We start from the raw sequence: 26,574 nt of genomic DNA, 5'->3' as shown, positions 1-26,574 counted from the left end.
TCACGCACCGGGTTCGCCATGCGGGACGTCGAGGATGATGTCGGCGGCGCGGGCGATGACGGGTTCGCGGGTGCGGCCGGGGTGGTCGGCTGCCAGGAAGTGGCTGCCGATGGCCGTGCAGAAGGCGAGCAGGGCGCGGGCCTCGACCTCGTCGGGGTCGGCGCAGAAGGTACCGATCGCGTCGCGGGCCAGCTGAATGCGCTCGTTGTCCACGCGGCGCAGGCGGTCGGCGACGGCCTGGTCGCGGCGGGCCCATTCGCGGACGGCCAGGTCGATGGGGAGCAGGCGGTCGCTGGAGAAGGTGAGCCGCCCGGCCAGGCGGACCCTGTCCCGCGCGTCGCCGCCCTCCCGCTCGACCCGTTCGATGACGTCGTCGACGCTCTCGCGCTCCCAGGTGTCCAGCATCTCGGTCAGCAGTGCGTCGCGGTCGGCGAAGTACCCGTAGAAGCCCCCCTTGGTCACCCCCAGCGCCTTGGCGAGCGCCTCGATGCGCACCGCGTCGACTCCGCCTGCGGCCAGCGCCTGCAGCCCTGCCTCGACCCACTTCTCGCGCGGTGTGCGCAATGCGCCCATCTGTGGCCCACCTCACCCTGTCAAACGTCTTGTACGGAGCCGTACAACGAGCCTACGCTCGTGTTGTACGGCATCGTATAACACGAAAGGGGACACCTCATGTCATTCGGTTTCGTGGCCTTCCACTACCCGGCCCCCGAGCACCTCGAGGAGTTCGTCCGCGAGTGCCACCAGGTCGCCGAGGCGGCGCGGCGGCAGCCGGGCTTTGTGTCCGTCGAGGTCTGGGTCACGCCGGACGGCGACGCCGTCGTCACCACCGGCGCCTTCGAGACCGAGGAGGCGTTCCGGGCGGCGGCCGAGATCGGCCGCGAGATGGGGGCGACACCCGAGGGCCTGAGCGAACTCGAGGTCAGGCCCCGCGAGGTCCACTTCCTCGTGTCGCGCTGACGCTCTCGGCGCTCGCGGGAGCGGCCCCGCGTCCGTGTGCGGAAACACGTGGTGAAGGGCACCGGCCCAGGCCGGCAGTGATCAGCGTGGAGAAGATCTCACTGGATCAGGTCGGTATGCGGATGATCCGGCGAGGCCGGGCAGGCGTAGAGCTGCAGATCGTAGCCTCCGGCGATCTCGACCTCGGCCGGGGTCGCGGGGTGAACGTTGGCGGTGGAGGGTGTGGCGTGGGTTTGCTCCTCGTACGTGATCCAACTGCGGGTGCTGTCGTTCCATTCGGTCGAGGCGATCGTCAGCAGCGGGCTCATTTCGGTGTCGCAGGCGGGGCAGATGCGGAGGACGGGGTCGGTGAGGCCCCAGCGCGTCCAGCCGCCGGTCTTCCAGCCGGGAGCGATGGACAGCACGTTCCCGTAGAACTCCTCCGGGGCGGGCGCGTAGGAGCTGTCCGGAGCGGCGCCGGCTGCCTGCCACGTGCTCCAATCCCCCAGCCGCTCCCGCAACTCCTTGTTCAGCTCCAGGGGGCCGGGGTATTCGGTGGTCCGCTCCGGGTCGAGCAGGCACGGCTCCGGCACGTAGCCGCCCAGCTGAACCACGGCCGGCTCCGGAGGTGTGGTGAGGACGTCGGTGACGGCGGCTGCGGACCGCCAGAACAGCGCGGTCCTGGGCTTGGGCTCCGGCGGGTGGTCGAAGGGGCACCACAGCACCTGGAGCAGGTCGGCCCGCCTGGGTGGGCGCAGCAGGGGGATGTCGCGTGCGTACAGCTGGGCCACGGACAGCATGGCGACCGGGCTCTTGGGCCATGGGTGGCCGGCGTTGATCCGTTCGAGGATCGCCGTCTCCTCGGGTGTGAAGCCAGGCCGGCCCGGCGGTCTGCTTGCCGCTGCCGCCCGGATGCGCCGCTGCAGGCGTACGTCCTTTGGCGATGTGGCCGGATTCCCGTCCGGCACGTGCGGGCCGTCGCAGTACGGCCACGGCTCGTCGGTGGGCCACAGCAGCGGCCCGCCGACCGAGCTGTCGTGCGGCGACGGCGACCCGGGGCGTGGATGCAACCGGGTCGCCGTGCGCGCCAGCGGAGCCAGTTGAGGTAAGACTGCCGTGACGTCGACCGGCCGCGGCGGGGTGGTACGGCTCATCCCGGCTCCCTGTGGTGTGCATCAGGTCGGATCAGTTTCCGAGGTTGAGTCCACTGGCGGCTTGCGTGTTGGAGATACTGGTGGTGGTGAACAGCGGAATCTGCGTTCCGTTCGCCCGGTGAACCGTAGCGCTCATGATGACGCTCTGGGGGATCGTGCTGTCGCCGTCCTTGTAGATGGGCGTCACCTGGTAGAAGACCGCATCCTCCGGCCCCATGTCGGGCGCCGCGACCTTGTCCTGTACCTGCTTCTCATAGGTTCGCATGCTGGGCGTTCCGGTGTTCATGCCCACCTGCCAGCAGGGGACGAGGTTGGCCTGTCCGCCGTCCAGTATCTGCCCCTTCCCGCCGAGGATGTTGGCGATCAGGTGACACCGGGCGATCGCAGCTCCCGGCGGGTGCGCGGCGACGAACCGCAGCGCGTCCTGCCAGCCGGTGATGTCTCCCGAAGCCGGGCTGCCTGTGCCGAGCTGGCGCCGCAGGCAAGCCTGCGCCCCGGCCGCCCGGTCAGCGGCCGGGCTGGTCGGGTCGGTCCGGTTGCGATGCGGGACCGGTTGGGTGCTGTTCAGGATCCACCCGGCGCCGGAATTGGCCTGCAACGTCTTCAGACATGCGGCCTTCGGCTTGCTGAGGCGCTGCGTGTCACGTGCTGCCATATTCAGGCAGATGTCGCCGTTCAAGAGCTGGACGTGGGACGCGGCGGGATCGACAATCGCTGTGTAGAGGCCGTCGGCCTGGTCCTTATCGCTGTCATAACCGCCCTGCCAGCTTTGGCGGAAGGCGAGGTTGCCGCGACGGGTGTACTCGTGGGCGTAGTTGTCCGGCCCCTTGATGGTGGCGAGCCAGGTGTAGCTGATGGCTTTCGTCTCTACGTTGAACCCGGTCTCGATGGCGACCGGGTGGTGGTTGGACCTCTTCTCCCTGAGCTTGATCCAGGAGCTGCCGCATGGTCTGGGCTCGGCGGCCTTGAGCTGGGTCTTGGCCTGCTGGGCGGCGCGGCGCATCACGAGGTCCTTGTTGGCCGCCGGGATGGGAATGGTCTTCCCGTTGGCCAGCCGCACGGTGACGTTGCCCGCATGGTCCGGGATTCCGGTGACCAGCTCCGTCACCCGCATCGTGGTCATCGTGGACGTGACGGTATGTTCCGCCGGGCCCTTCGTGACGGCGCTCCCGTGGTCGGCAGGATACGCAGGCGCGGCGGCGGCCGTCGCTGTCCCACTGAATGCGACAGTGGCTGCCGTCGCGGCGACCGTCGCGCCTGACAGGGCACGGCGCAGCCTGTTCGGCTTTCGGTCCCGCCCTCCGTGGCGGCGACGTAAACCTGGTATGGACATGTTCGTCCCCTCTCCTTGTTCTCCGGTTGGTGTGGTTTCCGTGCCCGTACCGGATGCGCTCGGGGCTCATACGGACGCCGCCGGGTCGGCTGCCGGGCGTGGTGGGCCGGCAGCTGCGGGGTTGCTCAGGATGGCGGCAGGTGAGCTTGTCGTAGCGTGCCGCTACGCGCCTGGACTGCTTGAACGACGGCCGGCTCCAACTCCCGGCTCGGGCAGAGCCTCCAGAGGGCAGGCGCCGCCTTCACTGGATCCCCTTCGCCGTGCCGGCGATGGCCTGCCTCCGTCGTTCATAGAGCTGTTCGGGCAAGCGCGCAAATGTCCAGCCGCCATGGCCTGCTGAAGGAACTCTGTTTCGGATTATGCAAGTTGGCCGAATGTCGTGACTGTTTGGTGATGGTCGTCCGCGCCCGCAGATGATGACGGACCGGTCCGGCAGCCGCTGTTCGTCAGGATGACGGCAGCGGATTCACGACCAAGCAGCCCAATTCGCACGAGGACGGCGGCGGATCATAGCTCCGCACAGGAAATTCTGGTGAGACAGGGCAGGGCAAGGCTGGCGGACAGCCCATGTCGGGCCATGTGGGTTTCACCTCGGACCGGCTGATTCCGTCATCGTCACTCCGTCGCTGCCGACGCTAAGTTCGCCTCGATCGAGCACCGCTCCGACCACACCACTGGCAAGGCTCCGGCCTGGGGCGGCAGGCGCCCGGCCAGGGAAAGGGCATCATGAATCCATTAAGACCGTCCGACCGCTGGGCCAGAGGGCTGGTCGCCCTCGCCGTGACCGCTACGTCGACGCTCGCCGCCCTCAATGTCATGGCCGGCCCCGCCGCCGCGGCAGGGCATCCGAAGCCCGCCACAACCGCCGACCAGCCGAAGCTCGGCGACGCCTGTACCTCCAGCGACCTCGGCAAGCGGTACCCGTTCATCAAGAGCGCCCAAGTACAGCCGACGATCACCCACTTCAAGGGGTGGTACGTCACCGATGGGTCGACGGGCTCCCAGACGATCGAGACCAGTACGCAGACCGTGGTCACGGTCCAGGTCGGCCTCTCCGTCAACATCCAGGGCAACTTCCAGGTCGGAGTGCTCGGCCAGGTGGGCGGGAGCCTGGGTCTGAACGTGCAGATGTCCTCCTCCAGCACCAGCAGCCAGTCCAAGTCCATCACCTGGGACTTCCGCAGCCCCGGGTACTACGGACTCTACGAGGGAACGCGCAAGGTCACCGGCCAGTACGGCAGCCTGAACTGCAACCGCGTCGACCTGGGCAACGGCAGCTTCGCCACCAAGTGGGTCGAAGGGCCGGGGAGCGGTAGCTTCACGACCTACACCACCCTCGAGGAGGGCGCTGTCCGGTGCGAGGACACCGTGCCCCGCAACAGCATCATGAAGAAGGCGCAGGACATACTCGGCTGCGGCACCGCCGCTGCCCGGTCGGCCGCGCACGCGCCGGCGGCGAAGGCGGCGCCCGCACCGACGGCGAAGGCGCCGTCCGCGCCGGCCAAGGCCGCGAGGCAGGGCGCGAAGAAGGACGCGACCGGCTGGCCCCCCGGCCCTGCTGTGCCCCCCGGCTTCACCTGCGAGCAGGGCTACTCCAAGATCGCCACACCTGAACGCACCCTGTTCTGGTCGGCACCCGGCTTCATGCAAGGCGACGACATCCAGTTGAGCGCCGACCCCGGCTGGTTCGGGAACCAGGATCAGTGGCAGGTGTGCCGCGGCCCGGAGAGCGGCGGCATCGCCGAGCACATCTTCATCAACCGGGCGACCGGCAAATGCCTGACCATCGCGGAGAGCACCGCGTCCGACGAGGGCAGCCCGCTGCGGCAGGCCGACTGCAAGACGGACGACCTCCAGCGCTTCCACGTCTACCGGGACGTTCCCGGCTCGGACAAAATCGGTGTCCAGAACAAGTTCACCGGATACATGGTCGGACACGACCGCACCGCCGAAGGCCAGCCCGTACGCCAGTACAGCATGGGCAAGCCCGACGGCACCGGAACGTACGTCCTGGTCAAGGTCTGACCATCCTGTCTGCGGCTGAAGCCCGCACCCGGACCGGCCTCCAACCCACGGTCGAGCCCGCTGTTCACGGAAAGCTCGGCCAATGTGCCGTACGCGGCGTGGTGAAGTACTCCGAGTCCTTGGGGCGGGCCGCGTCGCGGCCGGCGGGGCGGGGGGCCGGTTCCAGGTGGGGTATGTGCTTGGAGCAGTGGATGTAAGCCTCTTCGACCGTGAGCTGGACCCACATTTCCGGACCGCGTCCGGGAGCGACATCGGTGGGCAGTCCGGGGTGAATGTGGCGCAGATCCCGGTCGTGGTAGAGATGGGCCACGCCGTTGATGTGAAGCCCCACATGGTGGTGGGTGAAGTCCACGAAGAGCATGCCGAGGTGCGGGTTCTCGATCATGTTGCCCGCGCTGGCCATCACGCCGTTCCCACGGAATTCGGGATAGGCGATCCGGTGGGCGTCGATCACATGGACAAACCCGGGCGGCCCCGCCCGGAAACTCGCATCGCACTCCCCGTGGGAGTCGGCGGTGGCCAGGAAGACCATGGCCTGGCGGCCGATGAAGTCCCGCATTTCGGGCGTGAGGTAGGAACGCACCTGCTGGTCGTAGAACCGGGCGGCACGGTCGGCGGTGCCCAGTTGCTGCTGCAGCCGGTGTTCACCTGCTGATCCGAAAGACGGCGGAGTCGAGATCACGAGTGGTTCTCCTGGCGGGGCGGACAAGCGGAGGGAATACGGCTCAGGGAATGGACAGCACGGGCGTCTCGAACGGATCGTGATGAATACGGTCGGACCGGGTGCCGTGGAGGGTGAGCGTCTCCTTGGCGGAGACCACCATGGGGGCCGGGCCGCTGAGAAAGACGTCGTGCTGAAACCACGGCCCGTACTCGGCCAGTATTTCCGGCAGGGATCCGCGGATTCCGGGAATGTACTCGTGGGAGACCGCGGCCTTGATGGTCAGCCAGTGGTGCCGTTGGGCCATCCGGAGCATGTCGTCGACCGCGTACAGCTCGGCCCCGGTCCGGGCGCCGAGGAACAGGTCCACTTGATGGCGTCCGCCTCGGCGGGCGACCTCTTCGACGAGTGCGCGGATCGGGGCGAGGCCGGTGCCGCCGGCCACGAAGAGCAGTTCGGTGTGGCCGGCCGTGTCCAGGACCATGTCGCCCATCGGGGGCCCCAGTTGGAGCACGTCGCCCACCGCCGCCCGGTGCACCAGCGCTTGACTGACCGATCCGCCCGCCACCGCGCGCACGTGAAAGGTGAGCGTGCCGTCCTCACGAGGCGCGTTGGCGACGGAGTAGTAGCGCCACCGCTTCGGCCACCAAGGGGTTTCGACGCTCACGTACTGGCCGGCGGCGTACTCATAGGCGATATGGGGACGTACGGTGATTTCGGCGATGCCATGGCCGCGCGTGACGCGGTGCACCACCGTGGCGGGCCACACGGCGGGCCGTACCGCCTCGTCCTGCTCGGCCGCGCTGATCATGACCTGGGAGACCGCGCCGTACGCCTTCGTCCAGGCGGCGGCGATCTCCGGGGTCCACGCGGAGCCGGCGTACCGGGCCAGGGTGGCGAGCAGGCACTCGCCCACGGCCGGGAAGTGCGCGGCGAGGGTGCCGAATTTGCGGTGATCACGTCCGAGGTGTCCGCAGAAGCGGACGAGGCTTTCGGGGTCGTCGACCAGATCCACGATGCGCAGCAGCGCACGCAGGAGACGGTCACGCTGGGCGTCCATTCCGTCCGGGAACATCGGACGGACTTCGGGATAGCGGGCGAAAAGAATTGCGTAGAAGTAGACCGTTACCTCACCCGCGAGGGGTTCGACCACGGACAGGGACGCCCTGATGAGGCCTATCTCGTGGTCCGACAAAGGCGCTTCGCCGGGCTTCGGCTCTGCCGTATGCGCGGCTTGGGCGGGTACCGGTGGTACCGGCACCTCCGAAGAAGACGCGGGCGGGCGGTCGGATGCGTTGCTGTGACGTGTGCTGCTGTGCCGTGCGCCGCTGTGGCGGCCTATCCGGAATCTCAAGGGGACAGCGCTCCACCGTCCGCCATGCGCCATGACTTCCGCCGCGCATACCGCGCGGTGACGTCCCCTGAGGCGTCTCGCCCTCGAAGCGCACTGTGAGTGGAAACCTCAGTGAATGTCCACCTGAAGGGGACGGCACAGAGGTCGAACAGGGCCGGCATAAGTCCTCATCGGAGTGCGGATCGACGAAGCGGACGGAACGCTTCCGGGCCAGTCGATCCTCAATGAGGATCACCGGGCGGGGAAGTGGCACACCCACCAGAAGTCCGGTCGGGAAATTGTTGAATTACCCTGACCGAACCAGGCCGGTGTGCCGATTTTGGCGGACATGTCGAGCCGCGCCCTCCCCGCCGGGGATCAACTCCATGCATCGACCGCCGTTACCGGGACGATGAAAGAATCGTCGGCGGCGGCCTTCTTCTTCCAGGGCGTCCCGCCCGCGTGGTCGCGGGCGATGACGGACGCGACGCGGGCGACGGCCTTCCTGTCCGGGAGGATGACTCCGAGTTCGCGGTTTTTGTCTAGCGAGGTGCGGGAGAAGTTCTCCGAGCCGATGAATACGCGCTCGCGCCTGGTTCCCCGGTCGGCGACGATCACCTTGGCGTGGATGTAGGGCGTGGCCGAGGGGGCGTAGGTGCTCACGCGGGCGCCGGCGGCGGTGAGGGTGTCGAAGGCGCGGGCGTAGGCGTTGTCGCTGTTGGTCATCACCACCGTGACCTGGACGCGGCGCCGGGCCGCCGCTGCCAGGGCGTGGACGATCTCGGTGTCGCTCATCGCCAGGCACTCCACCGACAGGTTCGCGGTGGCGCGGTCGATCAGGGCGAGCAGTTGCCGGCGGGCGTCCGTGGGTGACCACACCAGGTGGTGGCCACCGCCGGGGGTGACCGACGCGTGCGCGTGGTCGGCGGCGAAGACCCGCTGGATGGCGGCGACGTCGGCCGGGTCGGTGTCCACGATGCCGTAGTCGCGGTAGCGCGCGTAGCGCTGCGGGGTCAGGTTGCCGGTCATGACGAGGGCCGTTCTGCCGTCGACGACCAGTGATTTCTGGTGGGTGTAGTAGTAGCGAGGGTCCGACCAGACGACGTCGACGCCACCCCCGTCGAGGGTCCGGTAGGCAGGGGCGTTCACCTGCCGCTTGCGCTGGTCGAGGATGACTCTGACCCGCACGCCCGCCTTCTGGCGTGCGATCAGTTTCTTCTCGGCCGTGCGGTCGGTGAGCTCGAAGATGGTCAGGTCGATGCTCCGCTTCGCGGAATCGATGAGCCGGTGGACGGGCGCCGGGCCCTCCTCGGGTTGGACGATCACGGAATACGAAGCCGCCACCGGAGCGGCCGACGTGGCGGGCGCCACCGCCGCCAGCGTTCCCCAGACCACGGCAACCGCCGTCACGGACCGGCCCGTTCGCGCACCGTACAGGAATCCCATGTTCGCCCTCCCACAGTCGAATCGATGCGAGACGAAGGCATCAGGGCCGCGCGCACCCGCCCCTGAGCTCCTTCTTCCTCCCCCGGCCCACCCACCCCGCACACGGCGCACCGTCGCACACGGCACCACCCTGTGAGCGACGTCCGTAAGCGGGGGTGCTCAGCCCGGCCCGTGAGTCGTCAGCAGGCGCAGCAGCCCGACAGGACGCGCGCACGACGGAGCTGTCGTCGGGTGCGCAGCGCGCTCACGGGGCGCACGCGAGCAGCGGCCGCCCCTCGAGCGAACCAACGCGTCATCACCTACCGGCCGCCCCGGCACTCACAGCCGGATCACGGCCAGCCCGATGCTGAATCCGCTCGCCAGGCCGATGAGGGAGACGGTGTCTCCGGGCATGACGCGGTCGGACTGCTGGGCCACGGCCAGTTGCAGGGGCAGTGAGGCGGACGCCGCGTTGCCGTACCTGTCCACGGTGGCCTGGAAGCGGTTCGCCGGGAGGCCAAGGGCGTCGCGGGCCTCGTGGAACTGCGGCATGGAGATCTGGTGGACGGCGATGAAGGCGCTGTCGCGCACCATCGCCATCTCCTCGGCGGCGTACTCCAGCACGAAGCCGGCCATGCGGCGTCCGGTGCGGGTCAGTTCGTCGTCGTTGAGCCGCAGGCAGACGTGGTCGTCGTGCGTGGAGCGCGGGTGCATCGAGCCGCCTGCTGCGACGGTGCACGCCTCCCAGGCGGAGGAGTCGGCCGCGAAGACCGTGCGGAGCACGCCGGGATCGTCGGGTCCGGCGGGGCCCGCGGTCAGGACGAGGGCGGCACCGGCGTCGGAGACCGTGTAGCCGGGCAGGTGGCGCATGAACGTGACGTGGTCGGGCACGTGCCAGCGGGCGGTCAGGGTCGCCGTCTCCCCGCAGGCGATCAGGACGGTGCGGTAGCGGCCGTTCTCGATGAACGCCGCCGCTGTCTCCAGGGCGTTGAGCACGCTGTTGCAGGCGTTCTTCACGTCGAAGGCCGGGCAGAAGGCGCCGAGTTTGGCGGCCACGATGTGGGCGGTCGCGGGTTCGACGAGGTCCTGGCCGCTGGAGGCGAACAGCAGCAGGTCGATCTCGCCGATGGACGTGCCCGCCGCGTCCAGTGCCTTGAGGGCGGCCGTGACCGCGAGATCGGACGCCTGCTCGTCGTCGGACCTGACGTGCACCCCGCGTACGCCGGTGAGGTCCTCGAGCAGGCCGGGCGGTGGGACGAAGGGGCTGTTCGCCGCGGCGATGGCCGCCCGGGTCTGCGTCATGGTCCGGTAGCGGGGCGGCAGGTGCACAGCGGTGGACACCAGGCGGGCGCGGCGGTCGGACGACACCCGGTCACGGTAGCGAGCGCCCGCCGACTCCGAGCCCAAATCAGGCTGTTCTTCATGGAATTCGCGCATCCGATGCACCGGATATGTATCTCTTCTCCCCCACTTCCCCTAATACGTCAGTGAGTCGTCCTAAAGGCACTGAACAACACTTATCGAGCCACCGGCCGGGTAGGGATACGAAGTCGTGCATACGGAAGCGCGCAGACGGAACGAACAGAGCCGCAGCCGACTCGGACGGGGGCTGACGATGGAGTGCGACGACCGCGCGGTGGCCATCGTGGGAGCCGGCTGCCGGCTGCCCGGAGGGATCTCGGACCTGGCGGGGCTGTGGGCGGCCCTGCTCGAGGGCCGCGACGCGGTCGGCGAGATCCCCGCCGACCGGTTCGACAAGGCCCGCTTCGTGGACCCCGGCGCCCTGCGCCCCTGCCGGAGCTACACGGCGGCCGGGGGCTTCCTCGACGACGTGGCCGGCTTCGACGCCGCCTACTTCGGCATCGCGCCGAAGGAGGCCGAGGCCATGGACCCGCAGCAGCGGCTCCTGCTGGAAATGGCCGCCGAGGCGCTCGACGACGCCGGGATCCCCGCCGAGGCGCTCGCCGGGTCGGACACCGGGGTCTTCGTCGGCATCTCCGATCCGTTCTACGGCACGGTCCAGGGGACGGTCGAGACGTACTCCAACCCCTACACGATGAGCGGGTCCACTCTGTCGATCGCGGCCAACCGGCTGTCGTACTGCTTCGACCTGCGGGGACCGAGCATGGTGATCGACACCGCCTGCTCCTCCGCGCTGGTGGCCCTCGACCGCGCCTGCCGGACCCTGCTGGACGGCACCAGCCGCGCCGCTCTCGCGGGCGGCGTCAACGTCCTGGGCACCCCCTTCTCCTTCGCGGGGTTCTCCCACGCGGGCATGCTCTCGCCGCGTGGCCGGTGCGCGGCCTTCTCCGCGGAGGCCGACGGCTTCGTACGGGCCGAGGGCGGGGGCGTGGTCGTCCTCAAGCGGCTGGCCGACGCGCTGGCCGACGGGGACCGGGTCCACGCGGTGATCGCCGGCACGGCGAGCAACTGCGACGGACGCACCCAGGGCCTGGCCCTGCCCAGCCCGCGGGCCCAGGAAGCGCTGCTGCGTGCCGTGTACGAGCGTGCGGGCGTGGCGCCGGACGAGCTGGTGTACTTCGAGGCGCACGGCACCGGCACCACCGCCGGGGATCCGGCCGAGGCACGGGCGATCGGACGGGCCATCGGGCGGCGCCGGACGGTGGGGCCGCTGCCGATCGGCTCCGTCAAGTCCAACCTGGGCCACCTGGAACCGGCCTCCGGCATGCCGGGGCTGTTCAAGGCCGTGCTGGTGCTGCGGCACGGCATGGCCCCGGTCACCCTCCACGCCCAGCCGCTCAACCCGCAGATCGACTTCGCCGGCCTCGGCCTGGCGCCGGCCGTCGAGCCCGTCGAGCTCCCGCGCGGGCCCCGGGCGGCGGTGGGGGTGAACTCCTTCGGGTTCGGTGGGGCCAACGCCCACGCCGTGCTCACCGCGCCACCGGCCCCACCGCCCCGCGAGGAGACGGGCACCGGTCCGCTCCCCGTGGTCGTCTCCGCCCGCTCCGCCAAGGCCCTGCGCGAACTGGCCGCCCGCGTCTCAGAACGGCTCCGAGCCGCGACGCCCGGGGAGTTCTACGACCTGGCCCACACCTCCACCCGGCGCCGGAGCGCCCACCCGCACCGTGCCGCCGTCGTGGCCGGCAGCCCCGGCGAGGCCGCCGACGCGCTGGACCGGCTGCTCGACGACGCGCCCGCCCACGGCGCCCTGGCCCGCAGGACCGACCGCGGCACGGTGGCGTACGTCTTCTCGGGCAACGCCTCCCAGTGGCCGGGCATGGCCGCCGACCTGCTGGCCGCCGACCCCGTCTTCCGTGCCGCCGCGGAACGGGCGGACGCCGCGCTGGCCCCGCATCTGGGCTGGTCGGTGGCCGAGGAGCTGGCCCGGCCCGACACGGACCGCTGGCAGCGCACCGAGGTGGCCCAGCCCGCGCTGTTCGTCGTCCAGGTGGGTCTGACCGCCCTGCTCGCCGCGGCCGGGGTGCGGCCGACGGCCGTCGTCGGACACAGCGTCGGCGAGGTGGCCGCGGCCCACGCGGCCGGGGCACTGACCCTCGAGCAGGCCGCCCGGGTGGTCGCCGAACGCAGCCGCGCCCAGGGCACCACCGCGGGCGCCGGCCGGATGGCCGCCGTCGCACTGCCCGAAGACGCGGTCCGCGAGGAACTGGCCCGCTATGCGGGAGCCCTGGAGGTCGCCGGGATCAACAGTGCCGACGGCGTTACCGTCGCCGGCACCACGCAAGCCCTGGCCGATCTCGGAGCGCGGCTGGAGGCCCGCGGCGTCTTCTTCCGCGACCTCGGGCTCGACTACGCCTTCCACAGCCGCGCCATGGACTCCCTCGCGGACCCGCTGCGGACCGCACTGGCCGGGCTGAAGCCCACCGGCGCCCGTATCCCCTTCGTCTCCACCGTCACCGGCACGGCACTGCCCGGAGAGGAACTGACCGCCGGCTACTGGTGGCGCAACGTCCGCGAACCGGTCCGCTTCCACGAAGCCGTCACCCACGTCCTCGACGACCACGCCGGCATCCTCGTCGAGATCGGACCGCACCCGGTACTGCGGTCCTACCTGCGACGCCCCGGTGCCCTGTACGTGCCCACGCTGCGGCGCGACGGCGACGGCCCCCGCGAGGCGGCCACCGCCGTGGCAACCTTGCTCGCGGCGGGCGCCGACGTCGACTGGCGGGCCCACTTTCCCCGGCCCGGCCGGGTCGCCGACCTGCCCGCCTACCCCTGGCAAAGGGAACGGCACTGGCTCGGCACTCCGCACGACCTCGTCCTGCGCACCAGCGGCACCGGCCGACTCGACCACCCCCTGCTGGGCGAACGCCTGCCGGCCCCCCACCCGTCGTGGGAGGGCGCCGTCGAGCCGCAGCTGGTGCCCTGGCTGGGCGACCACAGGATCGCCGGTTCCGTGCTGATGCCCGCCGCCGCGTACGTCGAGATGGCCGTGTCCGCCGGACGACGGGCGCTGAACCGGCCGGTGGAGGTACGGCACCTGGGCATCGCCCGTCCCCTCCCCCTCACCTGGCCCGACCCCGGCACCCTCCGCCTGCAGACCGCCGTGACACTGGAGGACGGCGCGCTGGCCATCAGCAGCGGCGAAGGGCGCGGAAGCGACTGCCACACGGTCGTGCGCGCCCAGGTACGCACCCTGCTCGGCACCCCGTCCGCGCCACTGGACCCCGAGGCGCTGCGCGCCCGGTGCCCCCGTACCGTCAGCGGCCAGGACTTCTACACGACCTGCCACAGTGTCGGCCTCGGCGTCGGGCCGCGGTTCCAGCTGCTGACCGAACTACGGGTCGGCGAGGATGAGTTGCTCGCCTCCTACCGGCACGATGAGAGCGGCGACGCCTACACCGTGCACCCGGTACTGCTGGACGGCCCCTTCCAGGCCACCGTCGCGCTGGTGGAGCAGCACATGCGCGCCGGGCAGGCCTACCTGCCGTCGTCCTTCGACTCGGTGAAGGTCTGGCGCACCCCCGCGCCCACCGGCGTCATGCACCTGCGCCGGCGCAGCCGCACCGAGACGGAGTTCTGCTGGGACGTCACCTACGCCGACGAGGACGGAACGGTCACCGCGGAGATCGCGGGGTTCCGTACCCGGCGTACGTACAACACCGACCACACTGCGCTGACCGTCCAGCACACGGTCCTGCGGGCCGCGCCGCGCCCGACGGCCCAGGTCGGTCCCTCGCCGCTGCCCCCGCCCGACCGTGTGGTGGCCGGCGCGCAGGACCGGATCGCCCGGTTGCACGATGCCCTGCGGGACATGGGCCACGAGCGGTTCAGGGCCTCGGTCGACGAGACGGCGGCCCATTGCTGGGCCGCGGCCGTGGCCGGCCTGCTCGCCGACAGGGGCGCCCCGTTCAGCCTGTCCGACCTGACGGCCGGGGGGCTGCAGCCCCGGCACCGGCGGCTGGTGCGCCTGATGCTGCCGCTCCTGGCACGGCACGGCCTGGCACGGCCCGCCGAAGGCAGCGGCCGGTGGCTCCTGAGCGGCGAACAGCCCCGCCCTGGCGAGCTGCTGAAGGCCCTGGTGGAGGACCATCCTGCCTTCGTCACCGAGATCACGCTCCTCAACACGCGCCTGCGGCGCCTGCCGGAGACGCTGCGCGACGACGCGGCGGGAGCGCAGTCGCTCCCTCAGGTGGGTGACACGGCGTACGAGCAGCTGCGCGAAGCGGCGCCCGTGCACCGCTTCGCCCACCGCGTGGCCCAAGCTCTGGTCGGCGAGATCGTCCGCCACTGGCCGGACGACCGCCCGCTGCGCGTACTGGAACTCGGCGCCGGGGCCCACGCCTTGACAGCGGCACTGCTGCCCCTGCTGCCTGCGGACCGTACCCGGTACACGTACTCCGACCGTTCGGCGGCCGGCTTCGCCGCCGCCGGTCACCGTTTCGCCGCCTACGACTTCGTCGAGTACCGGACGCTCGACCTGGACACCGATCCCGTCGCCCAGGGCTTCCTCGACGGGGGCTTCGACGTGGTGGTCGCCGACGACAGCCTGCACACCGCGGCCGATCTGACGGACGCGCTCGGCCGCGTCCGCACCCTGCTCGCCCCCGGCGGCCACCTGCTCGCCGCGGAGTCGCATGACACGCGGCGGCTGGGCCTCCTCCTCGGCGGCACCGATGCCTTCTGGCAGCGCAACGACCACACGCTGCGCCCCGAGACGGCACTGCTGTCCCGGGAGCCGTGGCTGCCGCTGCTCGAGGAATGCGGGTTCGCGGGCGCCGTGCAGACGGGTACCGACGACCGTTCCGTCCTCCTGGCCGCCGCTGTTCGTCCGGCGGCCGATGCTGTGGCGCTGCCGGAGTCGCCCGCCTTGCCCGCCTTGCCCGCGTTGCCTTCGGACGCGCAGGACGCGAGCCCCGGCTGGGTCCTCGCCACCGAGACCGCCGATGAGGCACCGCTGGCTCTGGCCCTGTCGGGCCTGCTGGGCGGCGACTGCGCGACGGTCGTCGCCGGCAACGACACGTCGGCCTGGGCCGCCGCGCTGTCCGCGAACCCCGCCGGAGTCGTCCTCCTCCTGGGTGAAATCCCGCATCCCGCCGGCTCGGACCACCCCGAGGGGACCGTCCTGCGCACGACACGCCGCGCCGCCGTCCTGCGGGCCCTGGCCGCCGCCTGCGCCGAGCGGCCGGAGGCCTCAGGCCCCCGTGTATGGCTGATCACCCGTCCCAGTGGCCTGTTCCCCGCCCCGGAGCGCCCCGCTCACCCCGCCGACGCGGCCGCATGGGGCGCCGCCCGCACCCTCGCCAACGAACAGCCCGGCCTGCGGATGCGACGGGTCTCCCTGGACCGCACGGGCGATCCCGTCGCCGACGCCCGCCGTCTGGCCGACGAACTGCTCGCGCCCACCGACGAGGACGAGATCGTGCTCACCCGGGGCGGCCGGTTCGTACCGCGCGAGATCCAGCACCCGGCCGACCAGCCCGCCGCGGCCCCCGCCCGCACGCCGTACGTCCTCGAAGTGCGCAACCCCGGGCTCTCCCGCCGGCTCGTGTGGCGGGAGACGGAACCGCTCCGCCCACGGCCCGACGAGATCGTGGTGGAGATGCGCGCCGTCGCGCTGAACTACCGCGACCCGATGCGCGCCAACGGGCTCCTGCCGCCCGAAGCCGTCGAGGGCACGCCGCTCAGCCGGGGGCTGGGCACCGACGGCGCGGGCGTCGTGAGCGCGGTCGGGGACGAGGTCAAGGGCTTCGCGGTGGGCGACCGGGTGTGCGGGCTGATGTCCGCGGCGCTCGCCTCCCATGCCATCATGCCCGCCCGCACCGTCTGTCCGATCCTCGACGGCATGAGCTATGCCGAGGCGGCGACCTTCTCGGTGGCCTTCTTCACCGCCCATCACACCCTCGTCGACGAGGCCCGGCCGCTGCCCGGCGAGACCCTGCTGGTGCACGGCGGGGCCGGAGCCGTCGGACTGGCCGTCCTCCAGTGCGCCCGGCACCTGGGCCTGCGCGTGATCGCCACAGCGGGCACCGAGGCCAAACGCGACCTGCTGCGCACTCTCGGCGTCGAACACGTCCTGGACTCCCGCACCCTGGACTTCGCGCCCCGGGTGCGGGAACTGACCGACGGGCGAGGCGTCGACATCGTCGTCAACTCCCTCAGCGGCGAAGCCATCTCCCAGAGCCTCGACCTGCTCCGCCCCAACGGCCGCTTCATCGAACTCGGCAAGCGCGACATCTTCTTCAACAACCCCCTCCTGCTGCGCCCCTTCCACCGCAGCATCACCTTCCTCGGCTTCAACCTCGACAGCATCGTCTTCGACCCGGTGCGCGGCCCCCGGCTGATGCGTGACACGACCACGAAGGTGGCCACCGGTGAGTACCGTCCGCTCCCCCACACCGTCCATCCCGCCTCCCGCGTCGACGAGGCCTTCCGGTTGCTGCAGCACTCCCGTCACACGGGAAAGGTCGTCATCGCGTTCGACCCGCTGGACGAGCCCGTTCCCGTCGAACCACTGGCTGCCGTCCCGGCGTTGGACGAGGAGGGTACCTATCTGATCACCGGCGGTCTGGGCGGGTTCGGCGCGGCCACCGCCGACTGGCTCGCGGACCGCGGCGCCCGCCACCTGGCGCTCGTCGGCCGTCGCGGGGACCAGGCGCCCGAGGCCGGCGAGGTCCTGGAGCGGCTCGCGCTGCGCGGTGTGCGGGCCACGCCGTACGCCGCCGATGTCACCGACGAGGACGCGATGCGCCAGGTGATCGCCGCCGTGGATGCCGGCGGGCATCCGCTGCGCGGGGTGGTCCACTGCGCCATGCACCTGGACGACGCGCCTCTGGCCGACCTGAGCGACGACCGCTTCGCCGCCGTCCTCGCGCCCAAGGCGGCCGGGGCCGACGTCCTGGACCGTCTCACCGCCGACCACGATCTGGATGTGTTCCTGCTCTACTCGTCGGTGACGGCGGCCACCGGCAATCTCACGCAGGCCCCGTACGTCGCCGGAAACGCCTACCTGGAGGCGCTGGCCCGAGCCCGCCGCCGCGCCGGGCGGCCCGCCACCGCGATCGCCTGGGGCCCGATCGGCGAGACCGGGTACGTCGCCCGCAGCGGGCTGGAGGCCACGATGACCGGACTCGGATTCGAACCGATCGCTCCCGACGAGGCCTTCGCGGCCGCCGACGACCTCCTGGCGACGGGCACCGACGTAGCCGGCATCGGCCGCTACCGCTGGTCGCGGGCCCGCCGGCTCCTCCCCCTCCTCGCCACCCCGCGCTACGACCGTCTGGTCCCCGCCGGCGCGGCGGACAGCGACGACACCCGTGAGGAACTGACGCGGTCCCTGGCCGCGATGACGCCCGAGGAAGCCGTGCGGACCATCATCGGCCTCCTGGCCCGGCACCTGGCCTCCGTCCTGCACACCGACCCGTCCGAACTGGACCCGGACCGGCCGCTCGAGGAGTTCGGCCTGGACTCGCTGATGGGCGCCGAATTCATCCTCCACGCCCGCGAATACTTCGACATCCACATTCCGCCCAATGAGCTCATGGGTGGCGGACGCTCACTGACCTACTTCGCCCGGCTGATCCACGACCGGATGGGCGTCCACCCGTCTTCTTGATCCCCTGCGGCCACGGACGCGGACGGCGGGAAACGCTCCTGCTCTCGCGCATGCGTTTCGGATTCCCGGGTACTCGGGAGGACCCGCCGTGTCCTCGGCGGGCCACGAGAGAACCGTACGAGCCGGAGGTGGGCGGCATGGCCCGGGACGAACGCTCGCAGGGCGAGCGCCCTGACCAGGGCAGAACCGGAATGGGCGGCAGGACGGGAAAGGACCGGCAGCCATGACGGACCGGCGCCGGGGCAGCATTCCCCGTGACATGCAGGACCAGCAGGCCGGAGGCCACCGGCGGAACACGGAGCCGAAGGGCGGGAAGAGTACGGGCGACCGGCGCTCTGCCAAGGCCGCGGGTACCGCTGGTACCGAGGACGCCCGCGAGGAGGATCCCCGGGCTCGCGACAGCAGGCCGGGCATGGCGGAGCCGCCGGACTGACACCGCCTCCTTCAGGTGTCGGCGGTGGTCTCACCCGCCCGCCAGCAGGTCGGTCAGCGGAAACGCCGCGATGTCCTCAGCGGGCCGCGACACGTGCAGCGTCGTGTGGAAATAGCCGTCGGCCTCCTTCCCGTAAGGGTCACCGCCTGCCGCGGTCACGGCTGCGACGGCGTATCGCTGTTCGTCCGGGCCCGTGAAACGTCGCTGCCGGAACGTGCGCGTGGTGACCTCCTCGGTGACCAGCCCGTACGAGGACAGGCATGCGGCGATGGGCGCGTACGAACCGGTGCGCAGTACGAAGGCCATGACCCACACCGGGCCGTCCGCACAGCTCACGAGCGGATCGAAGGTACGGGGTGACAGGAAGGACGACCCTCCGGTGACCGTGATCAGACGGGCGTGCCGGGCGGCACGGAGCAGGGGCCGGGAGGGTGCGGCGGTTTCGAGGTTCTCGGCGAAGCCCTCCTCCAGCAGTCCGACCGCGCAGGCGTAGGAGATGGCGTTCGCGGCCATGTCCAGTCCGATGACCCGGGCCGGGTCGCGGCGCCGGCGAGCGGCGTAGTAGCTGCGGTCCCACTCGATCAGCTCGGCCGTGGTGAGCTCGGTGGCCTGTGGCGAGGTGTAGTGGGCGTAGAGGTCGTCGAGTGTCACGTCATGGTTGAGCAGGGCGGCGTTGATGCCGTACGAGCAGCAGACGTCCAGCACGGTCACCGGCTCCGCCGCGCCGGCCGTCCCCGATTGTCCCCGGATCGCCAGCGCTCGCCGGAAGACGCTCTGCCCGTGATGGGGTGACTGGTACTCCAAAGGGCCCAGCGCCCGGAAGTAGGCCCGCGGATCCGGTCGATCGTAGATGGCGTCGAAGGGCGTCATACCTCCTTCTACCGCGTACCGCCGTGAGCACGAACACCACACGTGACTGCAGGAGCCACCTGTTACGTTGACGTGTCCTGTGCCGGCTGTCGCCGCGCCTGAGGCCCCCGCCCGGCGGGACGGTTACCGCTGCGGGCGATCCTGGCCGTCGACGCCGTCGACGAGAAGCCGGGCCGCGGGGCGGCACGGGCGCCCCGCGCGGGCGCAGTGCTCCTCGAACTCCGGTGGAAGCCAGCTGCGGCCCAGCAGGCGTGGGTGCGCGGGGAACGAGGAGCGCGCGGCCAGTGCGAACATGAGTGACGCCCAGGGTGAGTGGACACGGACGGTGACGTGTTGCCCCCGGGTGTCGACGAAACTCGCCTGAAAGGCATCGGGAGCGACGAGGTCGATCGCCCTCCACCCGTCGGAGTCCCAGTAGAGGCCCAGCGGACTCGTCGGATGCGCGAAGTACATGCCGTACACCGAGATCGTGACCTCTCCCGGGCCGTCCAGCACCCATCGGGGCTGGGCGTCACGGGCCGCCCGGTTGCGGCGGGCCGAGTTGGCGATCGCGGTGGCCGCGACGCCGGCGAGCACGAACGCGGGCCGGCCGACCACGAAGCCGCTCTCCTGCACGTAACTGCCGTCGCCCAGGGCCCGCCAGGACGCTCGCTGCGCCGGCCCCACGGCCAGGACGCGGTCGCCGCGCTGGATCCTGGCGGTCGTGGCGATCGGGGGACGACGGTCCAGACGACCCTCGACGAGGTCGGCGAGGATGTCGCACGAGTGCCACAGATGCTCGTCCAGCACGGACCACACGGGCGGATGCTGGTCCCCCTCCCGACACTCCGGAAGCCCGGACACCATCTCTCCCTCCGCGTTGTCACCGTACGCACATGCTCGAGCGTGCGTACGACCCGTCACGGAAGACTACGGCCTCGGGAGCGGGCCCACGCACACGGTGGTTCCCGCTGCCGGGTGATGTCCGAGCGGTCGCTGGGTGATGGGTGCGTCCGGCGGTTATCAGTACCAGGCCGGTACGCGCCGGTCCTCCTCCCGTACCGGCGCGTCCGTTCCAGCATTGCCGTGCGCAGCAGCCGTCGTCGGAAAGGAATGCCTCCGTGCCCGTGCCCTCCGCGATCGACCACCATGCCACCTCCTACAGCCTTCCGCTCGCCCACAGCCTGGCCCAAGCGGCGGGTCTGGCGTACCAGGACGAGGCCGCCATCGGTGAGCAGGCGGCCCACTGGGGTTTCGACCGCGTGCGTCACCACCACACCCGGTTCACTCCGCCGTTCCCTCTGCAGGACACCCAGGCGTACACGATCGCCAGCGACCACATGATCATCACCGCCTTCCGCGGTACGGAGCCGGCGCAGATCCGCGACTGGCTCTCCGACGCCACCACACCGCCGTGGCCCGGCCCGGCCAGGACCGGCTATGTGCACTACGGGTTCGGGGAGGCCCTGGAGTCGGTGTTCCCGGCCGTGAAGAAGACGTTGGAGGAACTGCGGACCAACGGTCAGACCGTGTGGTTCACCGGTCACAGCCTCGGCGGGGCCCTGGCGATACTCGCCGGAGCCCGCCTGTACCTCGAGGAGCCCAAGCTGCGGGCTGACGGCGTCTACACCTTCGGTCAGCCCCGCACCTGTGACCGTCTGCTCGCCGAGGCGTACAACAAGGGCTTCAGGAACCGCATGTACCGCTTCGTCAACAACAACGACATCGTCCCGCAGCTGCCTCCTGAGCCCGCCTACACGCACGTCGACACCTTGCGCTACATCGACTCGAGCGGAAAGGTGCGCGAGTCCGTCTCGCTGCTCGGGGGTCTGGGCGACCGGGTCAAGGGCATGACCGCCGATGCGTTCGCTCCGGCAAGCGACGGTGTGCGCGACCACTCCATCAAGAAGTACATCGCCGCACTGGAGAAGAACCTCACCTGACGGCTCGGCACCGCACGATGGCCTGGCGCGAACTGATCGAACGCCGTGATCAGGCTGTTGTACTGCTCATGTGACAGATCAGAAGCAGTGCACGGTGGTCAGCACCGGGCAGTACGAGGGAATCCAGGGCGGTACATTCGGGGCGGGCATCAGCGCCCAGTCGGCAGGGGCCAAGGCCCTGTGCCTGCACCGACTGGTGATGCCCGCCGGTACCCGCGGCCGCCCCCACCTGCACGAGGGCCACGAATCCGCCATCTTCATCCAGTCCGGCCAGGTCGAGGTCTGGCACGGGGAAGGCCTCGCCGAGCACGTGGTGCTGCACGCCGGCGACTACATCCACATCCCTGCCGACACCCCGCACATGCCAGTCAACAACGGCACCGAGGACATGGTGTGCCTGGTGGCGCGGACGGACCCCGACGAGCAGGAGGGCGTCCGGCTGCTGGACCTGCCGGCCTGGCTGGAGTCACGGCTCGCGCCGCTGGCCGTCGGGGTGGGGTGAGCGGCAACACGTCGATATCGGCAACGGGCTGGTGGACCGGTTCCGTGCATCCGCTGGCCGGCAAGCGGTCGCGCAGGGCACGGGTGTCGAGATAACGTGTACAACTGGAACCGCAACATGGCCGCTCGGCGGCGGCCGGTACTGTGGGTGCCGTTGGTCCCGGACCGGATACCGGGGCTCGCGCGACAGCGCAAAGGCGGCCCTCACCAACGGCCGGATACCGTCGGCGAGGGCCAACCGTAAGCAGGACGGTCTGTGACCGTCAGCCCTCAACTACTCTGAGGACTGGCGGTCACCGTCCGGTCGACCACCTCCAGAACTCGCGGATCACAGCTGCGATCCGTTCGTGAAGTGGCCGCTTACGGTGACGCCCCATTCGGCGCCCCCCTTCCAGACGAGGCAGCCGTGAATCCCGGCCGGCTGCCGTCCTCTGGAATCGGGCCGGGCCCCGAGGAGCGGGGTCCGGAACGTCCATGGAAGGGGGGCGCGCTCAGAAGCGCCGGCACGACCCTACACCTGAACCAAGGGCCCGATCAGGCGATTACTGATGAGAGTTGAGAGGCTGTCCGGCCTTCTCCTTCCTCCCCCGCCAGGACGCTCGCCGACCCGCACCCGGCCACCCGTCAGCAACATGTCAGGGTCACGTCAGCAGCCCCTGCCAACATCGTCTCTGTGAGCGGGCCGGTCACCCCGGCCCGGATCACGGAGAGGTGCCCGGAGTGGCTTATCGGGGACCGGAGCGACAGCTCGCGGTCGGGTTCTGCCCGCGCAGGTTCGAATCCTGCCCTCTCCGCCAACTGCGAGCCATGTCAGTGAGCTCTTCCGCGAGCTCTTCCGCGCGATGAGGCGCCGGCCCTGCCGGTCGGCGCTCCCGCGTCTCCTCCCCATGGCCTCCGGCACGCACCTCCCCATGCGCAACCTCCCGCTGTCTCAATGTTTTCAAGGAGTGGTATGCGGAATCAGGATTCGGTGGCCATCGTCGGAATGGGATGCAGGTTCCCCGGCGGCATCGATTCGGCCGAGGCGTTCTGGGACTTCCTCGCCGGCGGCAAGGTGGCGGTGGAGCCGACCCCGGAGGACCGGTGGCGGCCCTACACCAAGATCAACCCGGAGTTCTCCGAGGCCCTGCGGAAGGCGGACCGCCCGGGGAACTTCATCGGCGATGTCGACGGGTTCGACGCGGAGTTCTTCGGCATCACGCCCCGCGAGGCGGAGTTCATGGACCCCCAGCAGCGGCTGGTGCTGGAGGTCGCCTGGGAGGCGCTGGAGCACGCGGGGATGCCGCCCCGGTCCGTGGGCGGCTCCGACGCGGGTGTGTACATCGGTACCTGCTCGGACGACTACGGGCGCCGTCTGCTGGAGGATCTGCCGAGGATCGAGCCGTGGACCGGCATCGGCGCCCAGCTGACCGGTATCGCCAACCGGGTCTCGCACATCCTCGACCTGCACGGACCCAGCTTCGTTCTCGACTCGGCGTGCTCCGCTTCCCTGGTGGCCATTCATCTGGCGTGCCAGGCGCTGCTGACGAACGAGACGTCGCTCGCGCTCGCCGGTGGCGTGAACATCATTCTCTCGCCCGCGTACACCCTCACCCTGGAGGCGGCCGGGGCGCTGTCGCCCGACGGCCGCAGCAAGCCGTTCGACGCCGAAGGCGACGGTTACGGCCGCGCCGAAGGGTGCGGCGTGCTCGTTCTGAAGCGTCTCTCGGACGCTCTGCGGGACGGTGACCGCATCCACGCCGTGATCAAGGGTTCGGCCGTCGCCCAGGACGGTCACACCAGCGGCATCATGGCCCCCAACCCCGACGCCCAGCGCGACCTGCTGCGCCTGGCCTGGGAGCGCGCCGACCTGGACCCGGCCACCGCCGGCTACATCGAGGCCCACGGCACCGGCACCCGGCTCGGCGACCCCGTGGAGGCGTCGGGCCTGCACGCGGTGTTCGGCACCGGCCGCCCCGCCGACGAGCCGTGCTACATCGGGTCGGTCAAGTCGAACATCGGGCACGCCGAGCCCGCGTCGGGCGTGGCCGGCGTCATCAAGGCGGTCCTGATGCTGCGCGAGGCCGAGATGGCCGCGACCGTGATGGCGAGCGTTCCCAGCCCCGACATCCCGTGGGACGAGTGGGGTCTGCGGCTCGTCACCGAGCACCGGAAGTGGCCGCGTGGCGCACAGCCCCGGCGGGCCGGGGTTTCCGGCTACGGCTATGGCGGGACCATCGGCCACGTCGTGCTGGAGGAGGCTCCGGACGGCGACGCGCTCGAGAACCGCGAGCTCGACGCGCCCAGGGTCTTCCCTGTCTCCTACCGGTCCCGCGCGGGCGTCGCCGCCTACGCTCTTCGGCTCGCCGACTGGCTCGAGCGGCACCCCGAGGTGCCGCTGGCCTCGGTCGGTCGTACGTTGGCGACGGGCCGCTCGCACCTGGGCTACCGTGCCGCGTTCGTGGCGCAGGACCACGGGTCGCTCATCGCGAGCCTGCGCGAGTTCGCCGCGCAGGAGGAAGCGGCTTCCGACGGCGTCGTCGAGGGACGGGCCCTGCCGGACGCCGATCCGGTCTGGGTGTTCTCCGGCCACGGTTCCCACTGGTCCGGTATGGGGGCCCAACTGCTCGAGACCAGCGCGCCGTTCGCCGCGGTCATCGACAAGCTGGACCCGATCTTCCGCAGCGAGCTGGGCTTCTCCGCCCGTCAGGCCATTGCCGACGGCGACTTCGAGCCGGTCGACCGGGCCCAGGCGATGATCTTCGCCATGCAGGTCGCGCTGGCCGAGGTGTGGCGTTCCTACGGGCATCGTCCGGCCGCTGTGATCGGTCACTCCGTCGGTGAGATCGCGGCCGCCGTTGTCGCGGGTGCTCTGAGCCTGGAGGACGGGGCTCGCCTCAGCTGCCGGCGTTCCGCCCTCCTGCGTCAGGTCGCGGGCAAGGGTGCCATGGTCATGGTGGGGCTGCCGTTCGAGGATGTGGCCGCGCGACTCGAGGGCCGCGACGGTCTGAGCGCGGCCATCGCCTCCTCGCCCATGTCGGCGGTGGTCTCCGGTGACGCCGAGGCGGTCGCCGAGCTGGTGAAGGAATGGAGCGGCAGTGGCATCCCGGTCCGGCCCGTGAACTCCGATGTCGCGTTCCACAGCTCTCACATGGACGCGCTGGTCGGCGGCCTGCGAGCCGCTCTCGCCGACCTCGACCCCAAGGCCCCCGGGATCCCGCTCTACACCACGGCGCTGGCCGATCCCCGGGAGCGCGCCGAGTACGGCCCCGCATACTGGGCGGCGAACCTCCGCAACCCGGTGCGGCTGCGCGAAGCCGTCACCGCCGCTGCCGAGGACGGGCACCGTCGGTTCCTGGAGATCTCGCCTCACCCCGTGGTGGCCCATTCGATCAGCGAGACCCTGTCGCACCTCGACACGGCTGACACGCTCGTCGCCCATTCCCTGCGCCGCGACAAACCCGAACTGCCCACGCTCCTGGCCAACATCGCAGCGCTGTACTGCCACGGCGCCGGGCCCGACTGGTCTGTGGCATTCCCCGACGCCGAGGTCGCCGAGCTGCCGCCGATCGCATGGCAGCACCGCCGGCACTGGCTGGACGCTGCCCTTCCGGCTGCCGCCGTCAGTACGCAACAGCACGATGTGACCGGCCACGCCCTGCTCGGCCGGCCGGTGGACGTGGCCTCCCCCAAGCCTCTGCGGCTGTGGAACACCTACCTGGACAACGCCAGTCGTCCCTTCCCCGGCGGCCACGCCCTGCACGGCACCTCGATCGTCCCGGCGTCGTCGGTCATCCACACCTTCCTGGAGACCGCCGCCGACCAGGGAACGGCCAAGGCCCTGTTCGACGTGCACCTGCGCTTCCCGATAGCCCTGGCCACCCCGCGCGAGGTGCAGGTGGTCCAGGAGGACTCCACGCTGCGGCTGAGCACGCGACCGGTGGACGCGGGCCAGGGGCCGGGCAACTGGCTCACCCACTCGTACACCTCCACCATGTCGGGTCACGCCGCGGCGTTCCCGGTGTCCGTGGCCAAGGTGTCGCCGCCCGAGGGCCTGTCGGCCGCCGATCCCGGGATCGTGATGTCGCGCCTGGACGCCATCGGCGTCGAAGGCATCGCCTGGCCCTGGACCGTGGAGGAACTCCAGGTGGGTGACGGGGTGGTCCGCGCCCGCATCCACGCCCCTGCCGTGCCCGGCGACCAGGTGACCTGGGCTCCGCTGCTGGATGCCGCGCTCGGCGTGGTCCCGATCATCTACGGGGGTCCGCCCACGGTCCGTATGCCCTCGCACATCCGCGAGGTGCGCGTGGTGGGCGAGGCCCCCGAGATCGGCATCGTCGACATCCACCTCGTCGAGCCCGACACGGACACGGTGGACATCACGATCAGCGACGAGCAGGGCAACCTGCTCGCCTGGCTGCCCGGTACCCGCTTCGGAGCCCTGCGGGACAAGGCGCAGCCCGATGACTCCGCGACGGGCGCAGGCGCCGAAGCCGCCGAGGATCACGCCTCGGCCGACAGCACCGACGGTCCCTCCGCCTGGCGCAACCTGCCGCGCGAAGCCCTGGCCGCACGGGTCGCCGACGAGGTCGGCGCGCGCATGGCGCGGGAGATGAAGATCCCGCTGGACGAGCTCAACCGTGACCAGCCGCTCACCGAGCTCGGTCTCGACTCCGTGATGTCGGTCGTGGTGTGCAGCCAGTTGGAGCGGATCCTGAACATCAAACTGCCGATCACGGCCCTGTGGAACTACCCCTCGGTCAACGGCCTGGCCGGGCACGTGACGTCGATCCTCCTCGCTTCCGAGGACGGCGACGAGGAGGCGGCCGCCACCGCGTAACCACGACAGGGAGCGTTACCCCGGCCCGGGGGGGGGGGGGGGGGGGGGGGGGGGGGGGGGGGGGGGGGGGCCGGCCGCCGGGGGGGGGGGGGGGGGGGGGGGGGGAAGAGAAAACACAAAAAAAA

General features: G+C 70.8%; 15 protein-coding genes and 1 tRNA gene. 7 read left to right on the top strand and 9 right to left on the bottom strand.

Features of this window, described 5'->3' with window-relative positions; genetic code table 11:
• Positions 1 to 573, bottom strand: a complete 573-nt coding sequence (locus ACIG36_RS30985) for a TetR/AcrR family transcriptional regulator (protein WP_399935109.1) — start codon at positions 571 to 573, stop codon at positions 1 to 3.
• Between the two features lie 99 nt (positions 574 to 672).
• Here ACIG36_RS30985 and ACIG36_RS30980 point away from each other — a divergent pair, with 99 nt between their 5' ends.
• Entirely contained in the window at positions 673 to 960 is a 288-nt protein-coding gene (locus ACIG36_RS30980) for an antibiotic biosynthesis monooxygenase family protein (RefSeq protein ID WP_399935106.1), read from the top strand.
• A gap of 98 nt (positions 961 to 1,058) precedes the next feature.
• Here ACIG36_RS30980 and ACIG36_RS30975 read toward each other — a convergent pair whose 3' ends face one another.
• Both ACIG36_RS30975 and ACIG36_RS30970 read right to left on the bottom strand, forming a co-directional pair.
• Complete coding sequence (locus tag ACIG36_RS30975; protein ID WP_399935103.1) at positions 1,059 to 2,093, bottom strand: hypothetical protein; 1,035 nt, start codon at positions 2,091 to 2,093, stop codon at positions 1,059 to 1,061.
• Between the two features lie 31 nt (positions 2,094 to 2,124).
• Positions 2,125 to 3,216: a DNA/RNA non-specific endonuclease gene (locus tag ACIG36_RS30970; protein WP_399935100.1), complete on the bottom strand. Its 1,092-nt coding sequence runs from the start codon at positions 3,214 to 3,216 to the stop codon at positions 2,125 to 2,127.
• Positions 3,217 to 4,152: 936 nt separating this feature from the next.
• Between ACIG36_RS30970 and ACIG36_RS30965 the strand changes: the two genes are divergently transcribed.
• Positions 4,153 to 5,451 carry an RICIN domain-containing protein gene (locus tag ACIG36_RS30965; RefSeq protein WP_399935097.1) on the top strand — a complete coding sequence of 433 codons (1,299 nt, stop codon included), beginning with the start codon at positions 4,153 to 4,155 and terminating at the stop codon, positions 5,449 to 5,451.
• A 64-nt stretch (positions 5,452 to 5,515) separates the two neighbouring features.
• On the opposite strand, the gene ACIG36_RS30960 is transcribed toward ACIG36_RS30965, so the two are convergent.
• The 4 genes from ACIG36_RS30960 to ACIG36_RS30945 form a co-directional block, all read right to left on the bottom strand.
• Positions 5,516 to 6,130 carry a pyridoxamine 5'-phosphate oxidase family protein gene (locus ACIG36_RS30960; RefSeq protein ID WP_399935292.1) on the bottom strand — a complete coding sequence of 205 codons (615 nt, stop codon included), beginning with the start codon at positions 6,128 to 6,130 and terminating at the stop codon, positions 5,516 to 5,518.
• 46 nt (positions 6,131 to 6,176) lie between these two features.
• Positions 6,177 to 7,265, bottom strand: a complete 1,089-nt coding sequence (locus ACIG36_RS30955) for a globin domain-containing protein (protein ID WP_399935094.1) — start codon at positions 7,263 to 7,265, stop codon at positions 6,177 to 6,179.
• A gap of 558 nt (positions 7,266 to 7,823) precedes the next feature.
• Positions 7,824 to 8,891: a phospholipase D-like domain-containing protein gene (locus ACIG36_RS30950; protein WP_399935091.1), complete on the bottom strand. Its 1,068-nt coding sequence runs from the start codon at positions 8,889 to 8,891 to the stop codon at positions 7,824 to 7,826.
• Between the two features lie 318 nt (positions 8,892 to 9,209).
• Positions 9,210 to 10,238 (bottom strand): 3-oxoacyl-ACP synthase III family protein, encoded by a 1,029-nt coding sequence (locus ACIG36_RS30945; RefSeq protein WP_399935088.1) that lies wholly within the window; start codon positions 10,236 to 10,238, stop codon positions 9,210 to 9,212.
• A 184-nt stretch (positions 10,239 to 10,422) separates the two neighbouring features.
• On the opposite strand from ACIG36_RS30945, the gene ACIG36_RS30940 reads away from it, so the two are divergent.
• The gene (locus ACIG36_RS30940; protein ID WP_399935085.1) at positions 10,423 to 17,904 is read left to right on the top strand and encodes an SDR family NAD(P)-dependent oxidoreductase; all 7,482 of its coding nucleotides are present in this window, start codon (positions 10,423 to 10,425) and stop codon (positions 17,902 to 17,904) included.
• A 463-nt stretch (positions 17,905 to 18,367) separates the two neighbouring features.
• On the opposite strand, the gene ACIG36_RS30935 is transcribed toward ACIG36_RS30940, so the two are convergent.
• On the bottom strand, positions 18,368 to 19,207 hold the full coding sequence (locus ACIG36_RS30935; RefSeq protein ID WP_399935083.1) for a hypothetical protein: 840 nt from the start codon (positions 19,205 to 19,207) through the stop codon (positions 18,368 to 18,370).
• Between the two features lie 123 nt (positions 19,208 to 19,330).
• Complete coding sequence (locus ACIG36_RS30930) at positions 19,331 to 20,005, bottom strand: hypothetical protein (RefSeq protein ID WP_399935079.1); 675 nt, start codon at positions 20,003 to 20,005, stop codon at positions 19,331 to 19,333.
• 302 nt (positions 20,006 to 20,307) lie between these two features.
• Between ACIG36_RS30930 and ACIG36_RS30925 the strand changes: the two genes are divergently transcribed.
• The 4 genes from ACIG36_RS30925 to ACIG36_RS30910 all read left to right on the top strand — a co-directional run bounded on the left by ACIG36_RS30925 (position 20,308) and on the right by ACIG36_RS30910 (position 26,449).
• Complete coding sequence (locus tag ACIG36_RS30925; protein WP_399935076.1) at positions 20,308 to 21,129, top strand: lipase family protein; 822 nt, start codon at positions 20,308 to 20,310, stop codon at positions 21,127 to 21,129.
• A gap of 70 nt (positions 21,130 to 21,199) precedes the next feature.
• Positions 21,200 to 21,631 carry a cupin domain-containing protein gene (locus ACIG36_RS30920; RefSeq protein WP_399935073.1) on the top strand — a complete coding sequence of 144 codons (432 nt, stop codon included), beginning with the start codon at positions 21,200 to 21,202 and terminating at the stop codon, positions 21,629 to 21,631.
• 704 nt (positions 21,632 to 22,335) lie between these two features.
• Positions 22,336 to 22,427, top strand: a tRNA-OTHER gene (locus ACIG36_RS30915).
• Between the two features lie 155 nt (positions 22,428 to 22,582).
• Positions 22,583 to 26,449, top strand: a complete 3,867-nt coding sequence (locus ACIG36_RS30910; RefSeq protein ID WP_399935070.1) for an acyltransferase domain-containing protein — start codon at positions 22,583 to 22,585, stop codon at positions 26,447 to 26,449.
• Positions 26,450 to 26,574: the final 125 nt, after the last annotated feature.

Origin of the sequence: Streptomyces sp. NPDC053048, assembly GCF_044547045.1 — a bacterium.
Taxonomy (GTDB): domain Bacteria; phylum Actinomycetota; class Actinomycetes; order Streptomycetales; family Streptomycetaceae; genus Streptomyces.
This window is presented reverse-complemented; position numbering and strand designations above follow the sequence as displayed.